This window comes from Streptomyces sp. 130, assembly GCF_007096885.1.
Classification (GTDB): domain Bacteria; phylum Actinomycetota; class Actinomycetes; order Streptomycetales; family Streptomycetaceae; genus Streptomyces.
Window position 1 is genome coordinate 22779 of record NZ_VJNO01000024.1, and the last position, 18465, is coordinate 41243.

An 18465-nucleotide genomic window follows, 5' to 3' on the forward strand; every position below is an offset into this window, starting at 1 on the left:
CTCATGCTCCGCGTACTCGCCGTCGACGACGAAGAACCCGCCCTGGAGGAACTGCTCTACCTCCTGCGCGCCGACCCCCGCATCCGCAGCGCCGAGGGCGCCACCGGGGCCACCGAGGCGCTGCGCCGCATCGGGAGCGCCGTCGACGCGGGCCCCGACGACCCGTCCGCCATCGACGTGGTCTTCCTGGACATCCACATGGCCGGCCTCACCGGGCTCGACGTCGCCCAGCTCCTCGCCGGCTTCGCCGCACCGCCGCTCATCGTCTTCGTCACGGCCCACGAGGGCTTCGCCGTGCACGCCTTCGACCTCAAGGCCGTCGACTACGTCCTGAAACCCGTCCGCCGCGAACGCCTCGCCGAGGCCGTGCGCCGCGTCGCCGAACAGGTCCAGGACCGGCCGGCCCCCGTCGTCCACGACACCGCCCAGGACCAGATAGCCGTCGAACTGGGCGGCGTCATCCGCTTCGTCCCGATCGACGACATCACGTACGCCGAGGCCCAGGGCGACTACGCCCGGCTGCACACCGCCACCGGCAGCCACCTCGTCCGCGTCCCCCTCACCACCCTGGAGGAGCGCTGGCGCACCCGCGGCTTCGTCCGCATCCACCGCCGCCACCTCGTGGCCCTCGGCCGGATCGACGAACTGCGCCTGGACGCCGGCAGCATGAGCGTCCGCATCGGCACCGCGGAGCTCGCCGTCAGCCGCCGGCACACCCGCGCCCTGCGCGACCTCCTGATGCGGCGGACCGGCCGCTGACCAGCGGCTACCGGCCCGCGAACCCCTTCCCAGCGGGGCCGGGTGACGCCTACACTCCGGCCCCATGTCCGCAGAGCCCACACCCCGGCGCGAAGTGGTGACGGGGGAGCCCCGGCGGGTGCGCCCGCTGCCGCGCTACCGCACCCAGTCGGAGATCGAAGAGCAGACCGCGCTCGGCGGCGCCTACGTCCGCTCGCTGATGCGCGGACAACTGCGGGCCGGACTCACCGCCTTCGCCGTCCTCGCCGCCGTCGTGGGCACCCTGCCCCTCGTCTTCGAGGCCCTGCACAGCTCCGCCGTCGTCTGGGCGGTCCTCGGCTTCGCCGCCTACCCGCCGCTCACCGTGCTCGCCTGGTGGTACGTGCGCCGCGCCGAGCGCAACGAGAGCGACTTCGCCCGGCTCGTGGAAGGCCGTTCCGCCCCGTGAGCCGCACCTACGCGGTGGCGGCCGTCGCCGCCGTCGTCCTGGCCACCGTCCTCGTCGGCGGCTTCGGACTGCGGATCTCCCGCACCACCTCCGACTTCTACGTGGCCTCGCGCACCGTCCGCCCCCGGCTCAACGCCGCCGCCATCAGCGGCGAATACCTCTCCGCCGCCTCCTTCCTCGGCATCGCGGGCCTGGTCCTCGTGCACGGGCCCGACATGCTCTGGTACCCGGTCGGCTACACCGCCGGCTATCTGGTCCTGCTGGTCTTCGTCGCCGCCCCGCTGCGCCGCTCGGGGGCGTACACCCTGCCCGACTTCGCCGAAGGACGCCTGGAATCCCGGCAGGTACGCAGACTCGTCAGCGTCCTCGTCGTCGGCGCCGGCTGGCTCTACCTGGTGCCCCAGCTCCAGGGAGCCGGACTCACCCTCAAGATCCTCACCGGAGCGCCCGGCTGGCTCGGCGACGTGCTGGTCGCCGCCGTCGTCGTCCTCGCCGTCGCGGCCGGCGGGATGCGCTCGATCACCTTCGTCCAGGTCTTCCAGTACTGGCTGAAGCTGACCGCGCTCCTCGTCCCGGCGATCTTCCTGGTGCTGGCCTGGCAGGGCGACGGGCAGCCCCGCATCGCCTTCGACGAACACCTCTCCGCGTTCCGCGCCGACCACCCGCTGTACGCGACCTACGGCCTCATCGTCGCCACCTTCCTCGGCACCATGGGCCTCCCGCACGTCGTCGTCCGCTTCTACACCAGCCCCAACGGCCGCGACGCCCGCCGCACCACCGTCGCCGTCCTCGCCCTCATCGGCGTCTTCTACCTCCTGCCGCCCGTCTACGGCGCACTCGGCCGCCTGTACGCCCCCGAGCTGATCCACGGCAAAGACGCGGACGCCGCCGTCCTCCTGCTGCCCGGCCGGGTCATCGGCGGACTCGGCGGCGACCTGCTCGGAGCGCTCGTCGCGGGCGGCGCGTTCGCCGCGTTCCTCTCCACCGCCTCCGGGCTGACCATGGCCGTCGCCGGGGTCATCACCCAGGACGTGCTGCCCTCGCGCGGGGTGCGGCACTTCCGGCTGGCCACCGTCCTCGCCATCTCCGTGCCCCTGGCCGGCTCGCTGATGGTCAGCCGGGTCCCCGTCGCCGACTCCGTGGGCATGGCCTTCGCCGTCTCCGCGTCCTCGTTCTGCCCGCTGCTCGTCCTCGGCATCTGGTGGCGCCGGCTCACCCCGCCCGGGGCGGCGGCCGGGCTCCTGCTCGGCGGCGGCTCCGCTCTGCTCTCCGTCGCCATCACGGTCAGCGGGGCGGTGCGCCCGCCCGGCTGGCCGCACGCCCTGCTCGCCTGGCCCGCCGTCTGGTCCGTGCCCGTCGGCTTCCTCGCCATGGTCCTGGTCTCGCTCGCCACGCCGGGCCGGATACCGCCCGGCACCAACGCCGCGATGACCCGCTTCCACCTGCCCGAAGCACTCATGACCGGGAGGCACCGGTGACCGGGGCCGGATACGCCGCCGTCGTCGTGCTCGCCCTCCTGCTGTTCGCCGCGGGCCTCCTGCTCGGCCGCCGCACCGCCCGGCCCCTGCGCACCAGCGACGTCGGCACGCCCGTCGAGCACGCCACCTTCGAGACCCTGCACACCGCGTCCCTGGCCGCGCCCCCGCTCCGCGCCGGGCTCACCGAGGACAGCGCCCGCCGGTCGGCGCGCCGGCTGCGCTCGCTGCTGGGCACCGACGCGCTGTGCCTCACCGACCGCGACGGGGTCCTGGTCTGGGACGGCGAGGGCGACCACCACGGCCGGGACGTCATGGAGCAGGTCGCGGGCGTCCTGGAGACGGGCCGGGACACCGCCTTCCGCAGCGGCTGCGACGACCTGGACTGCCCGCTGAAGTGGGCCGTCGCCGTGCCGCTCACCGTCGACCACCGCGTCCTCGGCACCCTCGTCGCCTACGCCCCGCGCGAATCGGCGGTCCTGGCCCGGGCCGCGGGCGAGGTCGCCCGCTGGGTCTGCGTCCAGCTGGAGCTGGCCGAGCTCGACCGCTCCCGCACCCAGCTCATCGAGGCCGAGATCAGGGCCCTGCGCGCCCAGATCTCCCCGCACTTCATCTTCAACTCACTGGCCGCGATCGCGTCCTTCGTCCGCACCGATCCGGAGAAGGCCCGCGAACTGCTCCTGGAGTTCGCGGACTTCACCCGCTACTCGTTCCGCCGCCACGGCGACTTCACCACCCTCGCGGACGAGCTGCACTCCATCGACCAGTACCTCGCCCTGGTCCGGGCCCGCTTCGGCGAACGGCTCTCCGTCACCCTCCAGGTCGCCCCCGAGGTGCTGCCCGTCGCCCTGCCCTTCCTCTGCCTCCAGCCGCTCGTCGAGAACGCCGTCAAACACGGCCTCGAAGGCGCCGTCACCTCCAGCCGCATCACCATCAGCGCCCTGGACGCCGGCTCCGAGGCCGAGGTCGTCATCGAGGACGACGGCACCGGCATGGACCCCCAGCGGCTGCGCCACATCCTGCGCGGCGAGGGCGGCGGATCGACCGGCATCGGCCTGCTCAACGTGGACGAACGGCTCCGCCAGGTGTACGGGGACGAGTACGGGCTCGTCATCGAGACGGGCATCGGGGCCGGGATGCGGATCACCGTACGGCTGCCGAAGTACCGCGCGGGCGTGCACGGCTCCTGAGCGGCGGCGCCCCTCAGTACAGGTGCACCGCGAGATGCCCCAGCGGCAGGCCCAGCTGCCAGGCCGGGGTCCACACCCGCGCCTCCTCCTCGGCGCCCCCGTCCGGCTCCCAGGGCGGCAGCTGCCCGATCGCCTCCAGATCGGCGGCCAGCAGCTCGGTCTCCTCCAGCCACCGCCAGGCCGACCGGGCCAGCGCCAGATCCGCCCCGGTGCCGCCCGCCACCGGGGCGGCCAGCCGGGTGCGCACCCAGCGGCGCCACGGGGTCCCGGACGCGGTGAGCAGCCGCAGCTCGTCCACCCGCGCGGCGGGCAGCGCCCCGGCCACCGACCCGTCCAGCAGGAAGATGGTCAGCGCCAGCGCGTCCCGCCCCGCCCGGAACTCCAGCGTCGCCGGTTCCATCAGGTCGCCGGTGCGCAGCAGTTCGTCGGCCAGGTACTCCGCGTACATCCAGGCCATCGGGACCGGCAGCTCGCCCGCACCCTGCCCCTCATGACGTTCCGGAGGCATCCCGTATCGCCCCATTCCCTCGGTCTCGGCGCCGTACGGCCGACGGGCCGCCCGGCCGCCGGTCGCCCACGCAGCATTGAACCGGGGGAGCGCGCCCCGCGTGGCCGGAAACGCCGGATCCGCCGCACCGGGTACGTCACAGGCACGAAGCGCCGACGACCGTCCGCCCTCGCGATGGACGGCGCGTGTAGCCGGGCAGGTTACGGGAAAGCACCCGCAGCGCGTAGTGCGAACGCGATTTGACGGTGCCCGCCGGTATCCCCAGCACCTCGGCCGTCTCGCCCACGCTCAGCCCCCGGAAGTAGATCTGCACCAGCACCGACCGGTGCTCCGGGCTCAGGGCGCGCACCGCCTGGCGCACGTCGAGCGCGGCGACCGCGGCCTCCGCCGTGTCGGTGCCGGCCGGAGCGCACTCCAGGCCGGCGTCGCTGACCTCGGGCGGCCGGGCCAGCCGGGAGCGCCGGGCGTCGATCGCCAGCCGGCGCGCCACCGTGAACAGCCAGGGCCGCATCGACTCGTACGGGCCGTCGAACGCCTCCGGGTGCTGCCAGGCCCGCACCAGCGTCTCCTGGAGCAGGTCCTCGGCCCGCTGCCGGTCACCGAAGGTCAGACCGAGCAGGAAGTGGAACAGGGCGGCACCGTGTTCACGCTGGAGCTCCGCGAGCGCCCGCTCATCGGTCTTCGTCGTGGTCATGGTGAACGCCCTTCCCGCCAAGGTCCCGCCTCGCTGCCGACCTGGCGTATACGAGCGCATCCAGGCCACGAGGAACAGGACAAACGCCGCCCCGTGCGACGAGCGGTCGCTCGGAGCGGCGAATGGTGCGGTGAACGGTCGGGCGGTGGCCCCGGGGCGCTACGGCACCACGGTGACCGGCCAGCGGCCCGCCTTCACCAGGCGGACGGCCACCGAACCGATGAAGCGATGACCCGCCGACTCCGAGGCACCCACCACCACGGCGTCGGCCTTGAGCTCGTCGGCGGCGGTCACCAGGCCGTTGTACGGGTCGCCCCGGAACGTGTGGAACTCCCAGCGGACGTCCCATATGTCCTTCATCCGTGCCGTCGACCGCCGGATCTCCTCCACCAGCCCCTCCGCCACCTCGGCGGTCGCGTCGCCGACCGGAGCGCCGAGCGCGGCCCCCGCCGCCAGCACCGGCTGGACGTACACCAGGGCCAGCATGGCCCGCTGGCGCCGGGCGAGCCCGGCCGCGTAGGCCGCCGCGCGCATGGACGACTCGGAACCGTCGAGGCCCGCGACGATCACCTTCGGTCCGTCTGTGCCGCGTTCGAACTGGTGGGAGTGCTGATCTGTCACGCCAGTGAGGCTATCGGCTCGCCCCGCGGCCTCCGGCCCGGCCTCCGACGAGCCGGGCCCCGCTGACCAGCGGGGCCGGGGCTTTCCCCGCCATCCGGGTGCAAAAACCCTGACCCCCGGTGTCGCTGAGGCGGGCGGTGCCGCGGGCGTGCGAGCAGTGGGGGATGAAGAGTGATCACCGGCCACCCGAGCGCCGAACGGTCCTGCGGCTGGCCGCCGGCCTCGGCGCCGCGACCGCCTTACGCCTCGTCGCCGCGGACTCCGCGCCCTCCCCGGCCCGTCCGGCGGGGCCGGTGGCGGGGGCGGCGGGAGCCCCGGCGACGGCCCCGCGCGGCCGGCCGCTCGCCTATAGGCTGCGCCCCATGACGGGACAGACGCCGCCGCGCCACCGCCCCGCGGCCCCGCCGGTCCGCACCCGGCCCTTCGAGCAGCTGACCGACATCGGGCACGCCATGGTGCTGTCCTTCGACGACGGCCCCGACCCGCTCCACACCCCGCACATCCTGGACACGCTGCGCGAGCACGACGTGCGGGCGATGTTCTTCCTCTGCGGGGAGATGGCGAACGACAACCGCGACCTCGTCCGCCGGATCTTCGACGAGGGGCACACGGTGGGCAACCACTCGTGGACGCACCCCCTGGTCACCGAGCTCACCCGGGCCGGGATCACCGACGAGCTGGGCCGTACCAGCGACGTCATCGAGGAGATCACCGGTGCGGCACCGCTCTGGTACCGGGCGCCCTACGGAGCATGGAACCGCGACTCCTTCGAGATCGGTGCCGCGCTGGGCATGGAACCGATGGCCTGGACCGTGGACACCCTCGACTGGACCGTGCCCGGCACCGCCACCATCGTCCGCCGGGTCAGGCAGGGCGCGGGCCCCGGGGCCGTGGTGCTCTCGCACGACGCCGGCGGCGACCGCTCGCAGAGTGTGGCGGCGCTGCGCCGGTATCTGCCGGCGCTGCTGGACGACGGATACCGGCTCACGGTGCCGCGGCGCCGCTGACAGAACCGTCAGCGGGTGTCCACCAGGCGGGCGAAGACCACGACGTTGCCGTCGTAGCCGTTCGCCTTGGTGTAGCCGCCGCCGCAGGTGATGACCCGCAGCTCGGGCTGCCCGGTGTCGCCGTAGACCCGGGCACCGGGGAAGTCGTTCTTGGCGAACACCTCGACGCCGTACACCTCGAAGACCGCCACCCGGTCGTCGCTGCGGTCGACCTCGACGCGGTCGCCCTTCTCGAGCGAGCCGAGCCCGTAGAAGACCGCGGGCCCCGCCTTGTTGTCGACGTGGCCGACGATGACGGAGGTGCCGGTCTGGCCGGGGGCGATGCCGTTCTGATACCAGCCGGCGAGATTGGGGTCCTCCGGCGGCGGGGTCTCGATCCAGCCGTCCGGGTCGAGATTCACATCGATGACCGGCGCGTCGACCTGGATGGAGGGGATCGCCACGCGGGCGACGGGGGCGTACGGGAGCGGCTTGACGACCGGGCCCGCCGCCGGGGCCGCGGGGGCGTTGTTCTGGTGGCCGACCGAGGCGGCGGCGACCGGCTGCGGGGGGCCGGGGGAGAGGTCGGCCCCGTTGCGCATCAGCGCCAGACCGGAGAGCATCGCCAGGGCGAGCGCGCCCCACGGCGAGTGTCGGATCCGTTCCGGTCGCCAGTTGTCCCGGCCCATGGTTCTCCCTTCGTCGCGACGAGCAGAACGCTAGGCGCGGCGCCACCGGGCGGCGATCAGAGAAGGGCGAACGGGTGGCGGGATACCACCCGGATGCTTTTCGGAGTAGCGCGCGGGCAAAACTTCTGACGGCCCGTGACCTGGGCGTCCGTCAGCTTCGGGGGTGTTCTGGCGGCGTGTCGGATCACCGGTCCGGAGCAGCGCCGAAATGCGGTCGATCAAGGTTCTGGTGAGGGTTCGTCATGGGAGGCGTTCTCGTCGATCCATCCCGGTGCACAGAGCCCCGGGGCGCTTCCCGGTGGAGGTTGGAACGATGCGTGCGACACGCGCTCTGGTGGTCGCGGCGGCCGCCGTCGCCGCACTCGGGGCCGGTGCCCCGATGGCGGCCGCCGGCGGAGACGTCGGCAACAACCAGAACAACAGCCAGAACAACAGCCAGAACAACAACCAGGACGACTGGAACGACCAGGGCGGCTGGACCAACGGCAACAACAACGGGAACGGCAACAACAACGGCGGCGGGAACGGCAACGGGAACGGCAACAACAACGGCGGCGGGAACGGCAACGGGCGGAACAACGGCCCGAACAACGTGACCGTCGACCCCGAGCGGGTGCACCAGGGCGCGGCCATGCAGGTCAGCGCCGAGGGCTGCGGCCGGGGCGGCAGCGTCTCGTCCAACGCGTTCCGCACCACCCGGCTCTCGGCCGGCCGGGTCGGCCACGCCCGGGTCCGCATCTTCAACGACGCGACGCCCGGTACGTACAACCTGACGGTCCGGTGCGACGGCACCGACCGGACGGCGGGCCACCGCTTCACCGTTCTCGACAGCCGGGGCGCCCAGGGCGGGCTCGGCGGTTCGATGGCGGCGTCCCCGGCCGAGATGGGCGTCGGCGCCGGTCTCGTCGCCTCGGCGGCCCTCGGCGGAGGCGTGTACATCATGCGCCGCCGGAGGGCGGGCCAAGCGGCGCTCTGACCGTCGGGAGGACCCCGCCGGACGATGACGAAGTCGCCCCGAGTCCTGTGCCAGGACCCGGGGCGACTCTCGTGCCCATCCGCTCGCACCGGTCAGTGCGAGCGGCTCTCCTTGCGGCGGCGTACGAAGAAGACGACGCCCGCCCCGGCGGCCACGGCGAGCGCGGTGCCCGCCACGATCTCAGCGGAGTTCACGCTGTCGATGCTGCCGCCCAGACCGCCCCGCACACCGGCCGGCGAGGCGGTGGCGGCCGTCGTGCTGGTCGAGCTGGTGGTGGGCGTGCCCGTGGCCGCGCTGACGGTGAGGTTCACCTTGGCCGTGGAGCTGGGCGAGGTGTTGCAGATGAACGTCACCTCGTAGGCGGCGCCCGGCCTGGCGTCCCAGTCGACGGTGGCCTGGGCGCTGCCGTTCACCGGGATGGTGACCGTGTCGAACACCCCCGAGGACGCCGTGGCCGTCGTCGAGCAGCCCCGGGCCGCCAGGGTGACCTTGCCCCCGGGCGCGACCACCGACGGCGTCACGGTGTATCCGTTCCCGCCGCCCGACGGACCGCCCGCGGTCGCGGCGTACGCGGTCACCGGGCCGGTCAGGGAGAGAGCGGCGGCGCCGAGCAGAGCGACGGGGGCGACACGTATTGCGCGCATGTGAATCCTCCGGGTCCCCGAGGAGCAGCTGCGGAACGGATTTCCACAAAGTGTCAGAAATGCACCTCGAATGCCGCCCACGCTAGAAGTGGTGCATTTCGCCCGCGATCGGGGTCCGGCGAATGGGGCACCGCTGTCCCCCGGGCGGCGCACCGGCCTTCGGCTAGCCGCCCGCCGCCTTCGGGAAGAGGTCGAGGAAGGGGCCGGCCGTGGCGGAGAAGCCCCGGCCGAACGGGGAGTCGAAGTCCCAGATCAGGAAGAGGAGGAAGGCGATCAGCACACTGAAGAGCCCCGCGAGCAGGAGCTCCCGGAACGTCCGCCGGATCTGCAGCGTGAAGATCAGCCCCACGGTCACCAGGGCACCGATGATCAGCCCGAACCACACCACCCCGGGCATGGTCGCGCCCGCGCTCTGCCCCCGTGAACTGCGGGCGTCGTCGGCGGCGGCCACCTGGTCGACCAGGGGCTGGTAGGCCTCGCCCTCGTGGTCCGTCTTCGGCCGGTAGTCCGTGACATCGGCGCGTACCTTGTCCAGCAGTTCGGCGCCGCGGTCGCTGAGCGTTCCGTGCTCGGTCATGGTCCGCCACTCGTCGTGCACCACATAGCTCACGTACGCGTCGACATCGGCCCGGATGCGGGTGCGCACCTCCTGCGGATAGACGGCGGAGCGTGCGCTCACCTCGTGCAGGGCCTGGGCCTCCTGGCGTACGTACTCCTGCGCGGCGCTCCGGCCCTCCCAGACTCCCGCGATGGCGAGGCCCAGCACGATCGCGTAGATCACTCCGATCATCATCGTCATGTACTCGATGACGTCGGGGGTTTCGGACGGGTCGTCGTCCTCCGGGAGTCTGCGGTTGCTGAGGATGGCGATGGTCAGGACGACGGCGGTGGCCGCCACCAGGGCGAGCGTGAGAACGAGCCATTCCGACATGGGCGTCTCCGGGATTCATCGGGAGCGTGGGCGCAGCACGGCGACCGCGAACACCGCGGGGGCCGTGATCATCAAGGTGAGAGTGACCAAGGAGGTGTGACGCTGCGGCGTCTTCCGTACCGGTCTGCGGTAGGCGGGTAGGGCGATGCGGGGGGAGGGCGAGGGCCGTACCGACGGCGAAGGGCTCGGCTTCGGCTTCGGCTCGGGTTCGGGCTCGGGGGCCGGCGGTGGGGGAGGGGGCGGTGGCGGTGGCGGCGGCGCCGGTTCGGGCTCGGGTGCCGGGGGCGGTGGAGCCGGTGGGGGTGGTGGTGCCGGCTTCGGGGGCGGCGGGGGTGGAGGGGGCGGCTCCGGCTTCGGCGTGGGGGTCGGAGTGGGCTCCGGCTCCGGTTCGACGAAGCAGCTGTCGTCGCCGCTGACCACCACCGCCGTGCCGCCGTCGCCCTCGCCGATGTACGCGTACGCGCAGCTGTCGGCGGTCGCCGGGGTGGGTGCGGTCAGCAGCCAGGTGAGCGCGAGCGCCGCGGTCAGCCGCCAGAAGAGTGATCCGTACACGACCGGGAGCATGTTCCGGGCGGTGCGGCGGCACGCCGGGCCCCCTCCGGATTCGCCTGATGGAGGGGACCTGGGGTGCGCGGGGTTTGGCGCTCGGTGAAATGGAACAGGGCGCGCGGGGGGCCGGTCTCCGGGAATGGCCGATTGTCGACCCTCTCCCCGGGAATGGCGCCAAAGGGTGTGTCACCGCTTGCGCGCATTCCCGGCCTTGGGGCGGCGGCGCGGAGGGGCGGGCCGGTCCGCGGACAGCCGGACGCCCCGGCCCCGTCCGGAGGGCTTCCGGTCCCCGAAGGCCAACGTCCGTGGGCCTCACGGGAGATGATGCCCGGCCATCACCGGCTCCGGCTTCGCTGACGTGCCAAAGTAGTCCGGGAGTGAACTATTCGATCCCTCGCGTTCGGCGAATGTGACGGGCAGCGACGAGTCGGTTGCACATGCCATGGGAGTGTGACCAATAACGGACGGCTAATTTCCGTTTCCACTCGCTCTCTTGGCGGTCGATCAGTAGCCTCTGGTCCACACTGACCATGAACATGGCCGGATCGCCGTGGCGACTTGTTGGAGACATCGATGGAGCGTCCCGCCTGGGCACCGCAAGGCATTGACATTTCGGTGCCGAGCGTGTCCCGAATGTATGACTTCTATCTGGGCGGCTCGCACAATTTCGAGGTGGACCGGGAAGCGGCCCGGAAGGCCATGGAGTTCATGCCGGGACTTCCCAAGGCGATGCAGGCGAACCGGGCCTTTATGCGGCGGGCCGTGCGCCACGCGCTGAGCGAGGGCGTCACCCAGTTCCTCGACATCGGTTCCGGCATACCCACCTTCGGCAATGTGCACGAGGTCGCCCAGGCCATCGACCCCGGGGCCAAGGTCGCCTACGTCGACCACGACCCGGTCGCCGTCGCGCACAGCCAGGCCGTTCTCGAAGGCAACGACGGCGCCACGATCGCGGCGGCCGACCTGCGCCGCCCCGAGGAGATCCGGGACAGCCCGGAGGTGAGCAAACTCCTCGACTTCGACCGCCCGGTGGCGCTCCTGCTCGTGGCCGTCCTCCACTTCATCGAGGACTCCGACGATCCGGGGACCGCCGTCGCCGCACTCCGCGACATGCTGGCGCCCGGCAGCCTCCTGGTCGTCACCCACGCCGCGTACGAGGGCATCCCGGTGCCCCGCGAGGAGGCCGGCGGCGCGGTCGGCGTCTACCGGGACATCCGCAGCCCGCTGATCATGCGCACCCGCGAGGAGGTCGCCCGCTTCTTCGACGGCTTCGAGCTCGTCGAGCCGGGCCTCGTCGCACTGCCGGAATGGCGCCCCGAGAACGCCGCGGCCCCCGAGAACGAGGACCCGTACGCCTTCTCGGGCATCGCGGGAGTGGGACGCAAGGCGTGAGCATTCCCGCCCAGGCGTCAGGGGCCCCGGAGTCGGCGCCCGACGGCCCCGAGGACCGGCTCCGGAGGTTCGCCACCATCTGGAGCCGGGCCATCTTCCCGTCGACGGCCACCTCCCTGACCCGGCCCGAGTTCGAGCAGCACCTGCTGCCGCTGGCCCGTACGCTCAGCGAGACGCTGCACGCCCGCCCGTTCGACGCGGCCCCGGCGACCGGGGTGGGCGGCGCGCTCGTCGCCGCCCACTGCACCGACCCGGACGCGCTCAGCGCCACGCTCGGCGTCGTCGACTCCTACCTGGTGCTGTACTGCGGCAGCAACGGGCCGGTGGCCCTCACCACCGAGGACAGCCGGTCCCGCTGCGCCCGCATCCAGCACGCGGTGGCCGCCGGCTTCACGCAGGCCCTGCGCGAGCGGACGCTGGCCGAGCAGGAGGCCATCGCCCGCTCGGCGCTCGCCGCCCGCTCCCACGCCGAACAGGCCCTGCACGCCACCGAGGCACGCTTCCGCGCCGTCTTCAAGGACGCGGCCATCGGCATCGGCATCGCCGACCTCGACGGCAATGTGCTGGAGGTCAACGACACCCTCACCCGGATGTTCGGCGGCCTGGAGAACCACGTCCTGAGCCACCGCGTCAACGAGTGGGTCCACCCCGAGGACTCCCCGCAGGTCTGGAAGTACTACAACGAGCTGGTACGCGGCGAACGCGAGCACTACCGGGTCGAGAAGCCGTACTACCGCAACGACGGCACCGTGCTGTGGACCAACCTGACCGTGTCGCTGCTGCGCGACCCCGAGGGACGGCCCGAATACCAGCTGGCGCTGCTCGAGGACACCACCGAACGCCGCCTGCTCAACCTCCGCCTGCGCTACGAGGCCACCCACGACGCGCTCACCGGGCTGCCCAACCGGACACTCTTCTTCGAGCGCCTGGAGAAAGCGCTCTCAGCCGGCGACGGCAGCCGCTTCGGCCTCTGCTACCTGGACCTGGACGGGTTCAAGGCGATCAACGACAGCCTCGGCCACGCCGCGGGCGACCGGCTGCTCGTGGAGGTCGCGGACCGCCTCCAGAGCTGCGCGACCGCCTCCGGCGAGATGGTCGCCAGGCTCGGCGGCGACGAGTTCGTGGCGCTCACGACGAGCTTCGACAGCCCCGCCGAGGTGGACGAACTCGCCTGCCGCATCCTCGGAGCCCTGAGCACGCCCATCCGGCTGGACGGGCGCGAGCTGACGGTGCGCGGCTCGATCGGGGTCGTGGAGGGCCCGGCCGGGGAGCGCAGCGCCGCCGAGGTGCTGCGCAGCGCCGACATCACCATGTACCGGGCCAAGTCCGCGGGCGGCAACCGGTTCGAGCTGGCCGACGCGGAGGCCGACGCCCGCGCCATCACCCGGCACGGGCTGACCACGGCGCTGCCGGCCGCCCTGGAACGCGGCGAGTTCTTCATCGAGTACCAGCCGCTGGTGCACCTCGGCGACGGCTCGGTGCACGGGGCGGAGGCCCTGGTGCGCTGGTGCCACCCGCAGCACGGGGTGCTGGGCCCCGACCGGTTCATCACGCTGGCCGAACACACCGGGCTCATCGTGCCGCTCGGCCGCTGGGTCCTGGAGGAATCGGTCCGGCAGGCCAACTTCTGGCAGGAACGGCACACCGACGGCGGGCCGCTGCGGATCAACGTCAACCTCTCACCGGCCCAGCTGCACCACCCGCAGCTGGTCGCGGAGACCGTCGAGGTCCTGGAGCGCTCCGGACTCGAACCGGGCGCGCTCTGCCTGGAGGTCACCGAGTCGGCGCTCATCGGCGCCGACGAGGACGTGCTGAAGCCGCTGCGCCAGCTCGCCGAGATGGGCGTCGACATCGCGCTGGACGACTTCGGCACCGGCTACTCGAACCTCGCGAACCTGCGCAGGCTGCCGGTGAGCGTGCTGAAGCTGGACCGGTCCTTCACCCAGGGCATGCAGCACCACCCGGCGGACCCGGTCGACCTGAAGATCGTGGAGGGGATCGTGTCGCTCGCCCACAGCCTCGACCTCGCGGTCACCGTGGAGGGCGTGGAGACGGGTGCCCAGGCCGAGCAGCTGCGGCAGCTGGGCTGCGACACGGCCCAGGGCTGGTACTACGCCCGCCCCGGCGCCCCGGACCGCATCCACTCGCTGCTGCTGGCCGACGCGGTGTGAGCCGGGCGGACACGGCGGCATCCCTCACCGGGGCGCCGTGTCCGCCCGTCCGGTCAGCAGGACCCGCTGGAGCTCGCGGGCCGCGCGCGGCGGGGCCACGTCGCTGCGATGCGCCAGCGCGATGGTGCGGCGCAGCCCGGGCCGGGCCAGCGGGGTCGCGCGCAGGTCGGCCCCGGACCGGGCCGCGACCATGGCCGGAACCACCGCGATGCCCAGGCCCGCGCGTACGAAGCCGAGCACCGCGTCCATCTCGCCGCCCTCCACCGTGAACGACGGCTCGAAGCCCTCCGCCCGGCAGGCGGCCACCGTCAGCTCCCGCAGGTCGTAGCCGTGCCGGAACATCACCAGCGGCTCGCCCGCCAGATCCGCGATCCGGACCCGCCCGCCCCGGCCCGGCCGGGGGCGCTGTGCCGACGAGACGACGACCAGGTCCTCCTGGAGCAGCTCGACCGTGGTCAGCGCCGGTGAGGCGGCCGGCAACGGCAGGACCACCAGAGCCAGATCGAGCGCCCCGCGCGCCAGCTCCCGTACGAGGTCGTGCGAGCCGCCCTCCTCCAGCAGCAGCTGGATGCCCGGGTGCAGGTCGTGGAAGGCGCGCAGCACCTCCGGCAGCAGGCCCGTGCACACGCTGGGCGTCGCCCCCAGCCTCACCCGGCCCCGGCGCAGCTGGGCGAGCTCCTGCACCTCGTGGCGTGCCGTGTCGGCGTCGGCCAGGATGCGCCGGGCCAGCGGGAGCAGCGCCTCGCCCGCGTCCGTCAGGGTGATGTTGCCGCGTGCCCGGCTGAACAGCTCGGCGCCCAGCTCGTTCTCCAGGGCCCGGATCTGCTGGGAGAGCGAGGGCTGCGAGACGTGCACCGCCTCGGCGGCACGGGTGAAGTGCCGGGCCTCGGCGACGGCCACGAAATAGGTGAGCTGCTGGAACTGCATTCACCCCACGCTACCCCGCTTCATAGGCCGGGGCTATGGAGATCAGCCGTTCCATGACTTGGACTGATCGGGTCGTCCGGCCCTAGCGTCGTGTCCATGGCATTGGCAACCCGGACGGACCGACGGCCGTCCACGACGCGTACGCTCTGGGGCTCGACCGTCGGCAAGAAGGCGATCATGGCCGTCAGCGGCCTGGTCATGCTCCTCTACCTGGTCGTCCACATGATCGGAAACCTGAAGATCTTCTTCGGGGCCGGCGAGTTCAACGGCTACGCGCACTGGCTGCGCGTGATGGGCGAGCCGTTCCTGCACCACGAGTGGGCGCTGTGGATCGTGCGCGTGGTGCTCGTCGCCGCCGTGGTGCTGCACGCGGTCTCCGCGTACCAGCTCAGCAGGCGCGACCTGCGGGCGAGGCCCGTCGCGTACGCGCACAAGCGGACGCGCGCGAGCTACGCCACCCGCACCATGCGCTACGGCGGGGTCATCCTCGGGCTGTTCGTCGTCTGGCACATCCTGGACCTGACTACCGGCACCGTGCACTCCGGCGGCTTCCAGTCCGGCCACCCGTACCAGAACGTCATCGACACCTTCTCCACCTGGTACGGCAATGTCATCTACATCGTCGCGATGCTCGCCCTGGGACTCCACGTCCAGCACGGGTTCTGGAGCGCCGCGCAGACCCTCGGCGCCGGCCGCGCGAGCCGCGACCGCGCCCTGAAGACCCTCGCCAACGTACTCGCGCTGGTGCTGACGGTGGGCTTCATCTCCGTACCCGTCGCCGTCATGACCGGAGTCGTGAGCTGACATGAACGACTACACGCACTACACGACCGGCGCGCCCGTCGCCGACACCAAGGCCCCCGCCGGCCCCGTCGCGGAGCGCTGGGACACCCGCCGCTTCGAGGCCAAGCTGGTCAACCCCGCCAACCGTCGCAAGCACACCGTCATCGTCGTCGGGACCGGCCTGGCCGGCGGCTCGGCCGGCGCGACCCTGGCCGAACAGGGCTACCACGTCGTCCAGTTCTGCTTCCAGGACTCGCCCCGCCGGGCCCACTCCGTCGCCGCGCAGGGCGGCATCAACGCGGCCAAGAACTACCGCAACGACGGCGACTCGGTACACCGCCTCTTCTACGACACCGTCAAGGGCGGCGACTTCCGCGCCCGCGAGTCCAACGTGCACCGGCTCGCCCAGATCTCGGTCGAGATCATCGACCAGTGCGTCGCTCAGGGCGTCCCCTTCGCCCGGGAGTACGGCGGCCTCCTCGACAACCGCTCCTTCGGCGGCGTCCAGGTCTCCCGCACCTTCTACGCCCGCGGCCAGACCGGACAGCAACTGCTCCTCGGCGCCTACCAGGCGCTGTCCCGGCAGATCGCCGCGGGCAACGTCGAGCTGCACCCCCGTACCGAGATGCTCGACCTGATCGTCGTGGACGGCCGGGCACGCGGCATCGTCGCCCGCGACCTGGTCACCGGGAGGATCGACACCCACTTCGCCGACGCGGTGGTCCTCGCCAGCGGCGGGTACGGGAACGTCTTCTACCTGTCGACCAACGCGATGAACTCCAACGCCACCGCCATCTGGCGGGCCCACCGGCGCGGCGCCTACTTCGCGAACCCCTGCTTCACCCAGATCCACCCCACCTGCATCCCGCGCACCGGCGACCACCAGTCCAAGCTGACGCTGATGAGCGAGTCGCTGCGCAACGACGGCCGCATCTGGGTCCCGAAGGCCAAGGGCGACACCCGCCCCGCCAACGAGATCCCGGAGGACGAGCGCGACTACTACCTGGAGCGCCAGTACCCCTCCTTCGGCAATCTGGTGCCCCGCGACATCGCCTCGCGCGCCGCGAAGAACGTCTGCGACGAGGGGCGCGGCGTCGGACCCGGCGGGCAGGGCGTCTACCTGGACTTCGCCGAGGCCATCGGCCGGATGGGCCGGGCCAAGGTCGAGGAGAAGTACGGCAACCTCTTCGACATGTACGCCCGGATCACCGCCGAGGACCCGTACGAGACGCCGATGCGGATCTACCCGGCCGTGCACTACACGATGGGCGGGCTCTGGGTCGACTACGACCTCCAGACCACGATCCCGGGTCTCTTCGCGATCGGCGAGGCCAACTTCTCCGACCACGGCGCCAACCGCCTCGGCGCGTCCGCGCTGATGCAGGGACTCGCCGACGGCTACTTCGTCCTGCCGTCCACCATCAACGACTACCTCGCCCGCAACCCGCACCGCGACGACGTCGACGCCTCGCACCCCGCCGTCGAGGAGGCAGTCGCCGAGACCGAGGACCGGCTCAATCTGCTGCTGGCCGTCGACGGCGACCGCACCCCCGACTCCTTCCACCGCGAGATCGGCGAACTCATGTGGGAGTACTGCGGGATGGCCCGCAACGAGGAGGGTCTGCGGACCGCGCTCGCCCGGATTCCGCTGATCCGCGAGGAGTTCTGGCGCCGCGTCAAGGTGCCCGGCACCGGTGACGAGCTCAACCAGTCGCTGGAGAAGGCCAATCGCATCGTGGACTACCTGGAGCTCGCCGAGCTCATGTGTCTCGACGCCCTGCACCGCGCCGAGTCCTGCGGCGGCCACTTCCGCGAGGAGTCCCAGACCCCGGACGGCGAGGCCGCCCGGCGCGACGAGGAGTTCTCCTACGGCGCCGCCTGGGAGTTCACCGACACCGGCCAGGCCCCCGTGCTGCACAAGGAAGACCTCGTCTTCGAGTACGTCCACCCCACCCAGCGGAGCTACGCATGAAGCTCACCCTGCGCGTCTGGCGCCAGAAGAACGCCGACGCCCCCGGCGCCATGTCCACGTACGAGGTGGACGGCATCTCGCGGGACATGTCGTTCCTGGAGATGCTCGACACCCTCAACGAGGAACTGATCCTCGCCGGCGACGACCCGGTCGCCTTCGACCACGACTGCCGCGAGGGCATCTGCGGCGCGTGCAGCCTCGTCATCAACGGCGACGCGCACGGCCCGGAGAGGACCACCACCTGCCAGCTCCACATGCGCGCCTTCGACGACGGCGACACCATCGACATCGAACCCTGGCGGGCCTCGGCCTTCCCGGTCGTCAAGGACCTGGTCGTGGACCGCTCGGCCTTCGACCGGATCATCCAGGCCGGCGGCTACATCTCCGCCCCGACCGGTACGGCCCCGGACGCGCATGCCACCCCGGTACCGAAGCCCGACGCCGACTTCGCCTTCGAGCACGCCGAGTGCATCGGCTGCGGCGCCTGTGTCGCGGCCTGCCCCAACGGTTCGGCGATGCTCTTCACCTCGGCGAAGGTCAACCACCTGAACGTGCTCCCGCAGGGCGCTCCCGAGCGGGAGACCCGGGTGCTCGACATGGTGGAGCAGATGGACAGCGAGGGCTTCGGCGGCTGCACCCTCACCGGTGAGTGCGCGACCGCGTGCCCCAAGGGCATCCCGCTGCCGTCGATCTCGGCCATGAACAAGGAGTGGCTGAGGGCGACCCGCAAGGCCCGCCGCTGAGCCGGCGCACGGCCGGGGCCCCGGAGGC

19 protein-coding genes are annotated in these 18465 nt (G+C 72.2%); 11 read left to right on the forward strand and 8 right to left on the reverse strand.

Annotated features, from left to right (window positions below):
* Nucleotides 1-3: 3 nt before the first annotated feature.
* The 4 genes from FKN01_RS20550 (at nucleotide 4) to FKN01_RS20565 (ending at nucleotide 3851) form a co-directional block, all read left to right on the forward strand.
* On the forward strand, nucleotides 4-759 hold the full coding sequence (locus FKN01_RS20550; RefSeq protein WP_143622715.1) for a LytTR family DNA-binding domain-containing protein: 756 nt from the start codon (nucleotides 4-6) through the stop codon (nucleotides 757-759).
* A 64-nt stretch (nucleotides 760-823) separates the two neighbouring features.
* Nucleotides 824-1186, forward strand: a complete 363-nt coding sequence (locus tag FKN01_RS20555; RefSeq protein WP_143622716.1) for a hypothetical protein — start codon at nucleotides 824-826, stop codon at nucleotides 1184-1186.
* Entirely contained in the window at nucleotides 1183-2664 is a 1482-nt protein-coding gene (locus FKN01_RS20560) for a cation acetate symporter (RefSeq protein ID WP_143622718.1), read from the forward strand. The genes FKN01_RS20555 and FKN01_RS20560 overlap by 4 nt, the downstream gene beginning before the upstream one ends.
* Nucleotides 2661-3851, forward strand: coding sequence for a sensor histidine kinase (locus FKN01_RS20565; protein WP_143622720.1), 1191 nt, complete (start codon nucleotides 2661-2663; stop codon nucleotides 3849-3851). Before FKN01_RS20560 ends, FKN01_RS20565 begins: the two co-directional genes overlap by 4 nt.
* A 13-nt stretch (nucleotides 3852-3864) precedes the next feature.
* Here FKN01_RS20565 and FKN01_RS20570 read toward each other — a convergent pair whose 3' ends face one another.
* The 3 genes from FKN01_RS20570 to FKN01_RS20580 form a co-directional block, all read right to left on the reverse strand.
* Entirely contained in the window at nucleotides 3865-4359 is a 495-nt protein-coding gene (locus FKN01_RS20570; RefSeq protein WP_143622721.1) for a hypothetical protein, read from the reverse strand.
* Nucleotides 4360-4495: 136 nt separating this feature from the next.
* Nucleotides 4496-5053, reverse strand: coding sequence for a sigma-70 family RNA polymerase sigma factor (locus tag FKN01_RS20575; protein WP_143622723.1), 558 nt, complete (start codon nucleotides 5051-5053; stop codon nucleotides 4496-4498).
* Between the two features lie 159 nt (nucleotides 5054-5212).
* On the reverse strand, nucleotides 5213-5674 hold the full coding sequence (locus FKN01_RS20580) for a universal stress protein (RefSeq protein WP_143622725.1): 462 nt from the start codon (nucleotides 5672-5674) through the stop codon (nucleotides 5213-5215).
* 164 nt (nucleotides 5675-5838) lie between these two features.
* Between FKN01_RS20580 and FKN01_RS20585 the strand changes: the two genes are divergently transcribed.
* Nucleotides 5839-6681, forward strand: a complete 843-nt coding sequence (locus tag FKN01_RS20585) for a polysaccharide deacetylase family protein (protein WP_143622727.1) — start codon at nucleotides 5839-5841, stop codon at nucleotides 6679-6681.
* An 8-nt stretch (nucleotides 6682-6689) separates the two neighbouring features.
* On the opposite strand, the gene FKN01_RS20590 is transcribed toward FKN01_RS20585, so the two are convergent.
* Nucleotides 6690-7349 carry a class F sortase gene (locus tag FKN01_RS20590; protein ID WP_143622729.1) on the reverse strand — a complete coding sequence of 220 codons (660 nt, stop codon included), beginning with the start codon at nucleotides 7347-7349 and terminating at the stop codon, nucleotides 6690-6692.
* Between the two features lie 313 nt (nucleotides 7350-7662).
* Here FKN01_RS20590 and FKN01_RS20595 point away from each other — a divergent pair, with 313 nt between their 5' ends.
* Nucleotides 7663-8325 (forward strand): hypothetical protein, encoded by a 663-nt coding sequence (locus FKN01_RS20595; RefSeq protein WP_143622731.1) that lies wholly within the window; start codon nucleotides 7663-7665, stop codon nucleotides 8323-8325.
* A 92-nt stretch (nucleotides 8326-8417) separates the two neighbouring features.
* Here the strand turns inward: FKN01_RS20595 and FKN01_RS20600 are convergent, their stop codons facing one another.
* The 3 genes from FKN01_RS20600 to FKN01_RS32595 all read right to left on the reverse strand — a co-directional run bounded on the left by FKN01_RS20600 (nucleotide 8418) and on the right by FKN01_RS32595 (nucleotide 10452).
* Nucleotides 8418-8969: a hypothetical protein gene (locus FKN01_RS20600; RefSeq protein ID WP_143622732.1), complete on the reverse strand. Its 552-nt coding sequence runs from the start codon at nucleotides 8967-8969 to the stop codon at nucleotides 8418-8420.
* Between the two features lie 163 nt (nucleotides 8970-9132).
* Nucleotides 9133-9900 carry a DUF4239 domain-containing protein gene (locus tag FKN01_RS20605; protein WP_143622734.1) on the reverse strand — a complete coding sequence of 256 codons (768 nt, stop codon included), beginning with the start codon at nucleotides 9898-9900 and terminating at the stop codon, nucleotides 9133-9135.
* Between the two features lie 15 nt (nucleotides 9901-9915).
* A complete protein-coding gene (locus FKN01_RS32595; protein WP_185992922.1) occupies nucleotides 9916-10452 on the reverse strand; it encodes a hypothetical protein in 537 nt (178 codons plus the stop codon).
* Between the two features lie 570 nt (nucleotides 10453-11022).
* On the opposite strand from FKN01_RS32595, the gene FKN01_RS20615 reads away from it, so the two are divergent.
* Together FKN01_RS20615 and FKN01_RS20620 are read left to right on the forward strand one after the other, a co-directional pair.
* Nucleotides 11023-11841 (forward strand): SAM-dependent methyltransferase, encoded by an 819-nt coding sequence (locus FKN01_RS20615; RefSeq protein ID WP_143622736.1) that lies wholly within the window; start codon nucleotides 11023-11025, stop codon nucleotides 11839-11841.
* Entirely contained in the window at nucleotides 11838-14012 is a 2175-nt protein-coding gene (locus FKN01_RS20620) for a bifunctional diguanylate cyclase/phosphodiesterase (protein ID WP_143622738.1), read from the forward strand. The genes FKN01_RS20615 and FKN01_RS20620 overlap by 4 nt, the downstream gene beginning before the upstream one ends.
* Nucleotides 14013-14036: 24 nt before the next feature.
* On the opposite strand, the gene FKN01_RS20625 is transcribed toward FKN01_RS20620, so the two are convergent.
* Nucleotides 14037-14939: a LysR family transcriptional regulator gene (locus FKN01_RS20625; RefSeq protein ID WP_143622740.1), complete on the reverse strand. Its 903-nt coding sequence runs from the start codon at nucleotides 14937-14939 to the stop codon at nucleotides 14037-14039.
* A gap of 96 nt (nucleotides 14940-15035) precedes the next feature.
* Between FKN01_RS20625 and FKN01_RS20630 the strand changes: the two genes are divergently transcribed.
* From FKN01_RS20630 to FKN01_RS20640, 3 genes are read left to right on the forward strand one after another with little or no spacing between them, the layout of a single operon-like run.
* Entirely contained in the window at nucleotides 15036-15743 is a 708-nt protein-coding gene (locus FKN01_RS20630; protein WP_143622742.1) for a succinate dehydrogenase, read from the forward strand.
* Nucleotide 15744: 1 nt separating this feature from the next.
* A complete protein-coding gene (locus FKN01_RS20635) occupies nucleotides 15745-17694 on the forward strand; it encodes a fumarate reductase/succinate dehydrogenase flavoprotein subunit (protein ID WP_143622744.1) in 1950 nt (649 codons plus the stop codon).
* Entirely contained in the window at nucleotides 17691-18437 is a 747-nt protein-coding gene (locus tag FKN01_RS20640; RefSeq protein ID WP_143622746.1) for a succinate dehydrogenase/fumarate reductase iron-sulfur subunit, read from the forward strand. Before FKN01_RS20635 ends, FKN01_RS20640 begins: the two co-directional genes overlap by 4 nt.
* Nucleotides 18438-18465 lie beyond the last annotated feature (28 nt).

Excerpts from the sequence above, each read along its gene's own strand:
- FKN01_RS20550 (WP_143622715.1), top strand. The coding sequence starts at position 4 with ATGCTCCGCGTACTCGCCGTCGACGACGAAGAACCCGCCCTGGAGGAA.
- FKN01_RS20555 (WP_143622716.1), top strand. The coding sequence starts at position 824 with ATGTCCGCAGAGCCCACACCCCGGCGCGAAGTGGTGACGGGGGAGCCC.
- FKN01_RS20570 (WP_143622721.1), bottom strand. The coding sequence starts at position 4,359 with ATGCCTCCGGAACGTCATGAGGGGCAGGGTGCGGGCGAGCTGCCGGTC.
- FKN01_RS20575 (WP_143622723.1), bottom strand. The coding sequence starts at position 5,053 with ATGACCACGACGAAGACCGATGAGCGGGCGCTCGCGGAGCTCCAGCGT.
- FKN01_RS20585 (WP_143622727.1), top strand. The coding sequence starts at position 5,839 with ATGAAGAGTGATCACCGGCCACCCGAGCGCCGAACGGTCCTGCGGCTG.
- FKN01_RS20590 (WP_143622729.1), bottom strand. The coding sequence starts at position 7,349 with ATGGGCCGGGACAACTGGCGACCGGAACGGATCCGACACTCGCCGTGG.
- FKN01_RS20595 (WP_143622731.1), top strand. The coding sequence starts at position 7,663 with ATGCGTGCGACACGCGCTCTGGTGGTCGCGGCGGCCGCCGTCGCCGCA.
- FKN01_RS20600 (WP_143622732.1), bottom strand. The coding sequence starts at position 8,969 with ATGCGCGCAATACGTGTCGCCCCCGTCGCTCTGCTCGGCGCCGCCGCT.
- FKN01_RS20605 (WP_143622734.1), bottom strand. The coding sequence starts at position 9,900 with ATGTCGGAATGGCTCGTTCTCACGCTCGCCCTGGTGGCGGCCACCGCC.
- FKN01_RS20615 (WP_143622736.1), top strand. The coding sequence starts at position 11,023 with ATGGAGCGTCCCGCCTGGGCACCGCAAGGCATTGACATTTCGGTGCCG.
- FKN01_RS20625 (WP_143622740.1), bottom strand. The coding sequence starts at position 14,939 with ATGCAGTTCCAGCAGCTCACCTATTTCGTGGCCGTCGCCGAGGCCCGG.
- FKN01_RS20630 (WP_143622742.1), top strand. The coding sequence starts at position 15,036 with ATGGCATTGGCAACCCGGACGGACCGACGGCCGTCCACGACGCGTACG.
- FKN01_RS20635 (WP_143622744.1), top strand. The coding sequence starts at position 15,745 with ATGAACGACTACACGCACTACACGACCGGCGCGCCCGTCGCCGACACC.
- FKN01_RS20640 (WP_143622746.1), top strand. The coding sequence starts at position 17,691 with ATGAAGCTCACCCTGCGCGTCTGGCGCCAGAAGAACGCCGACGCCCCC.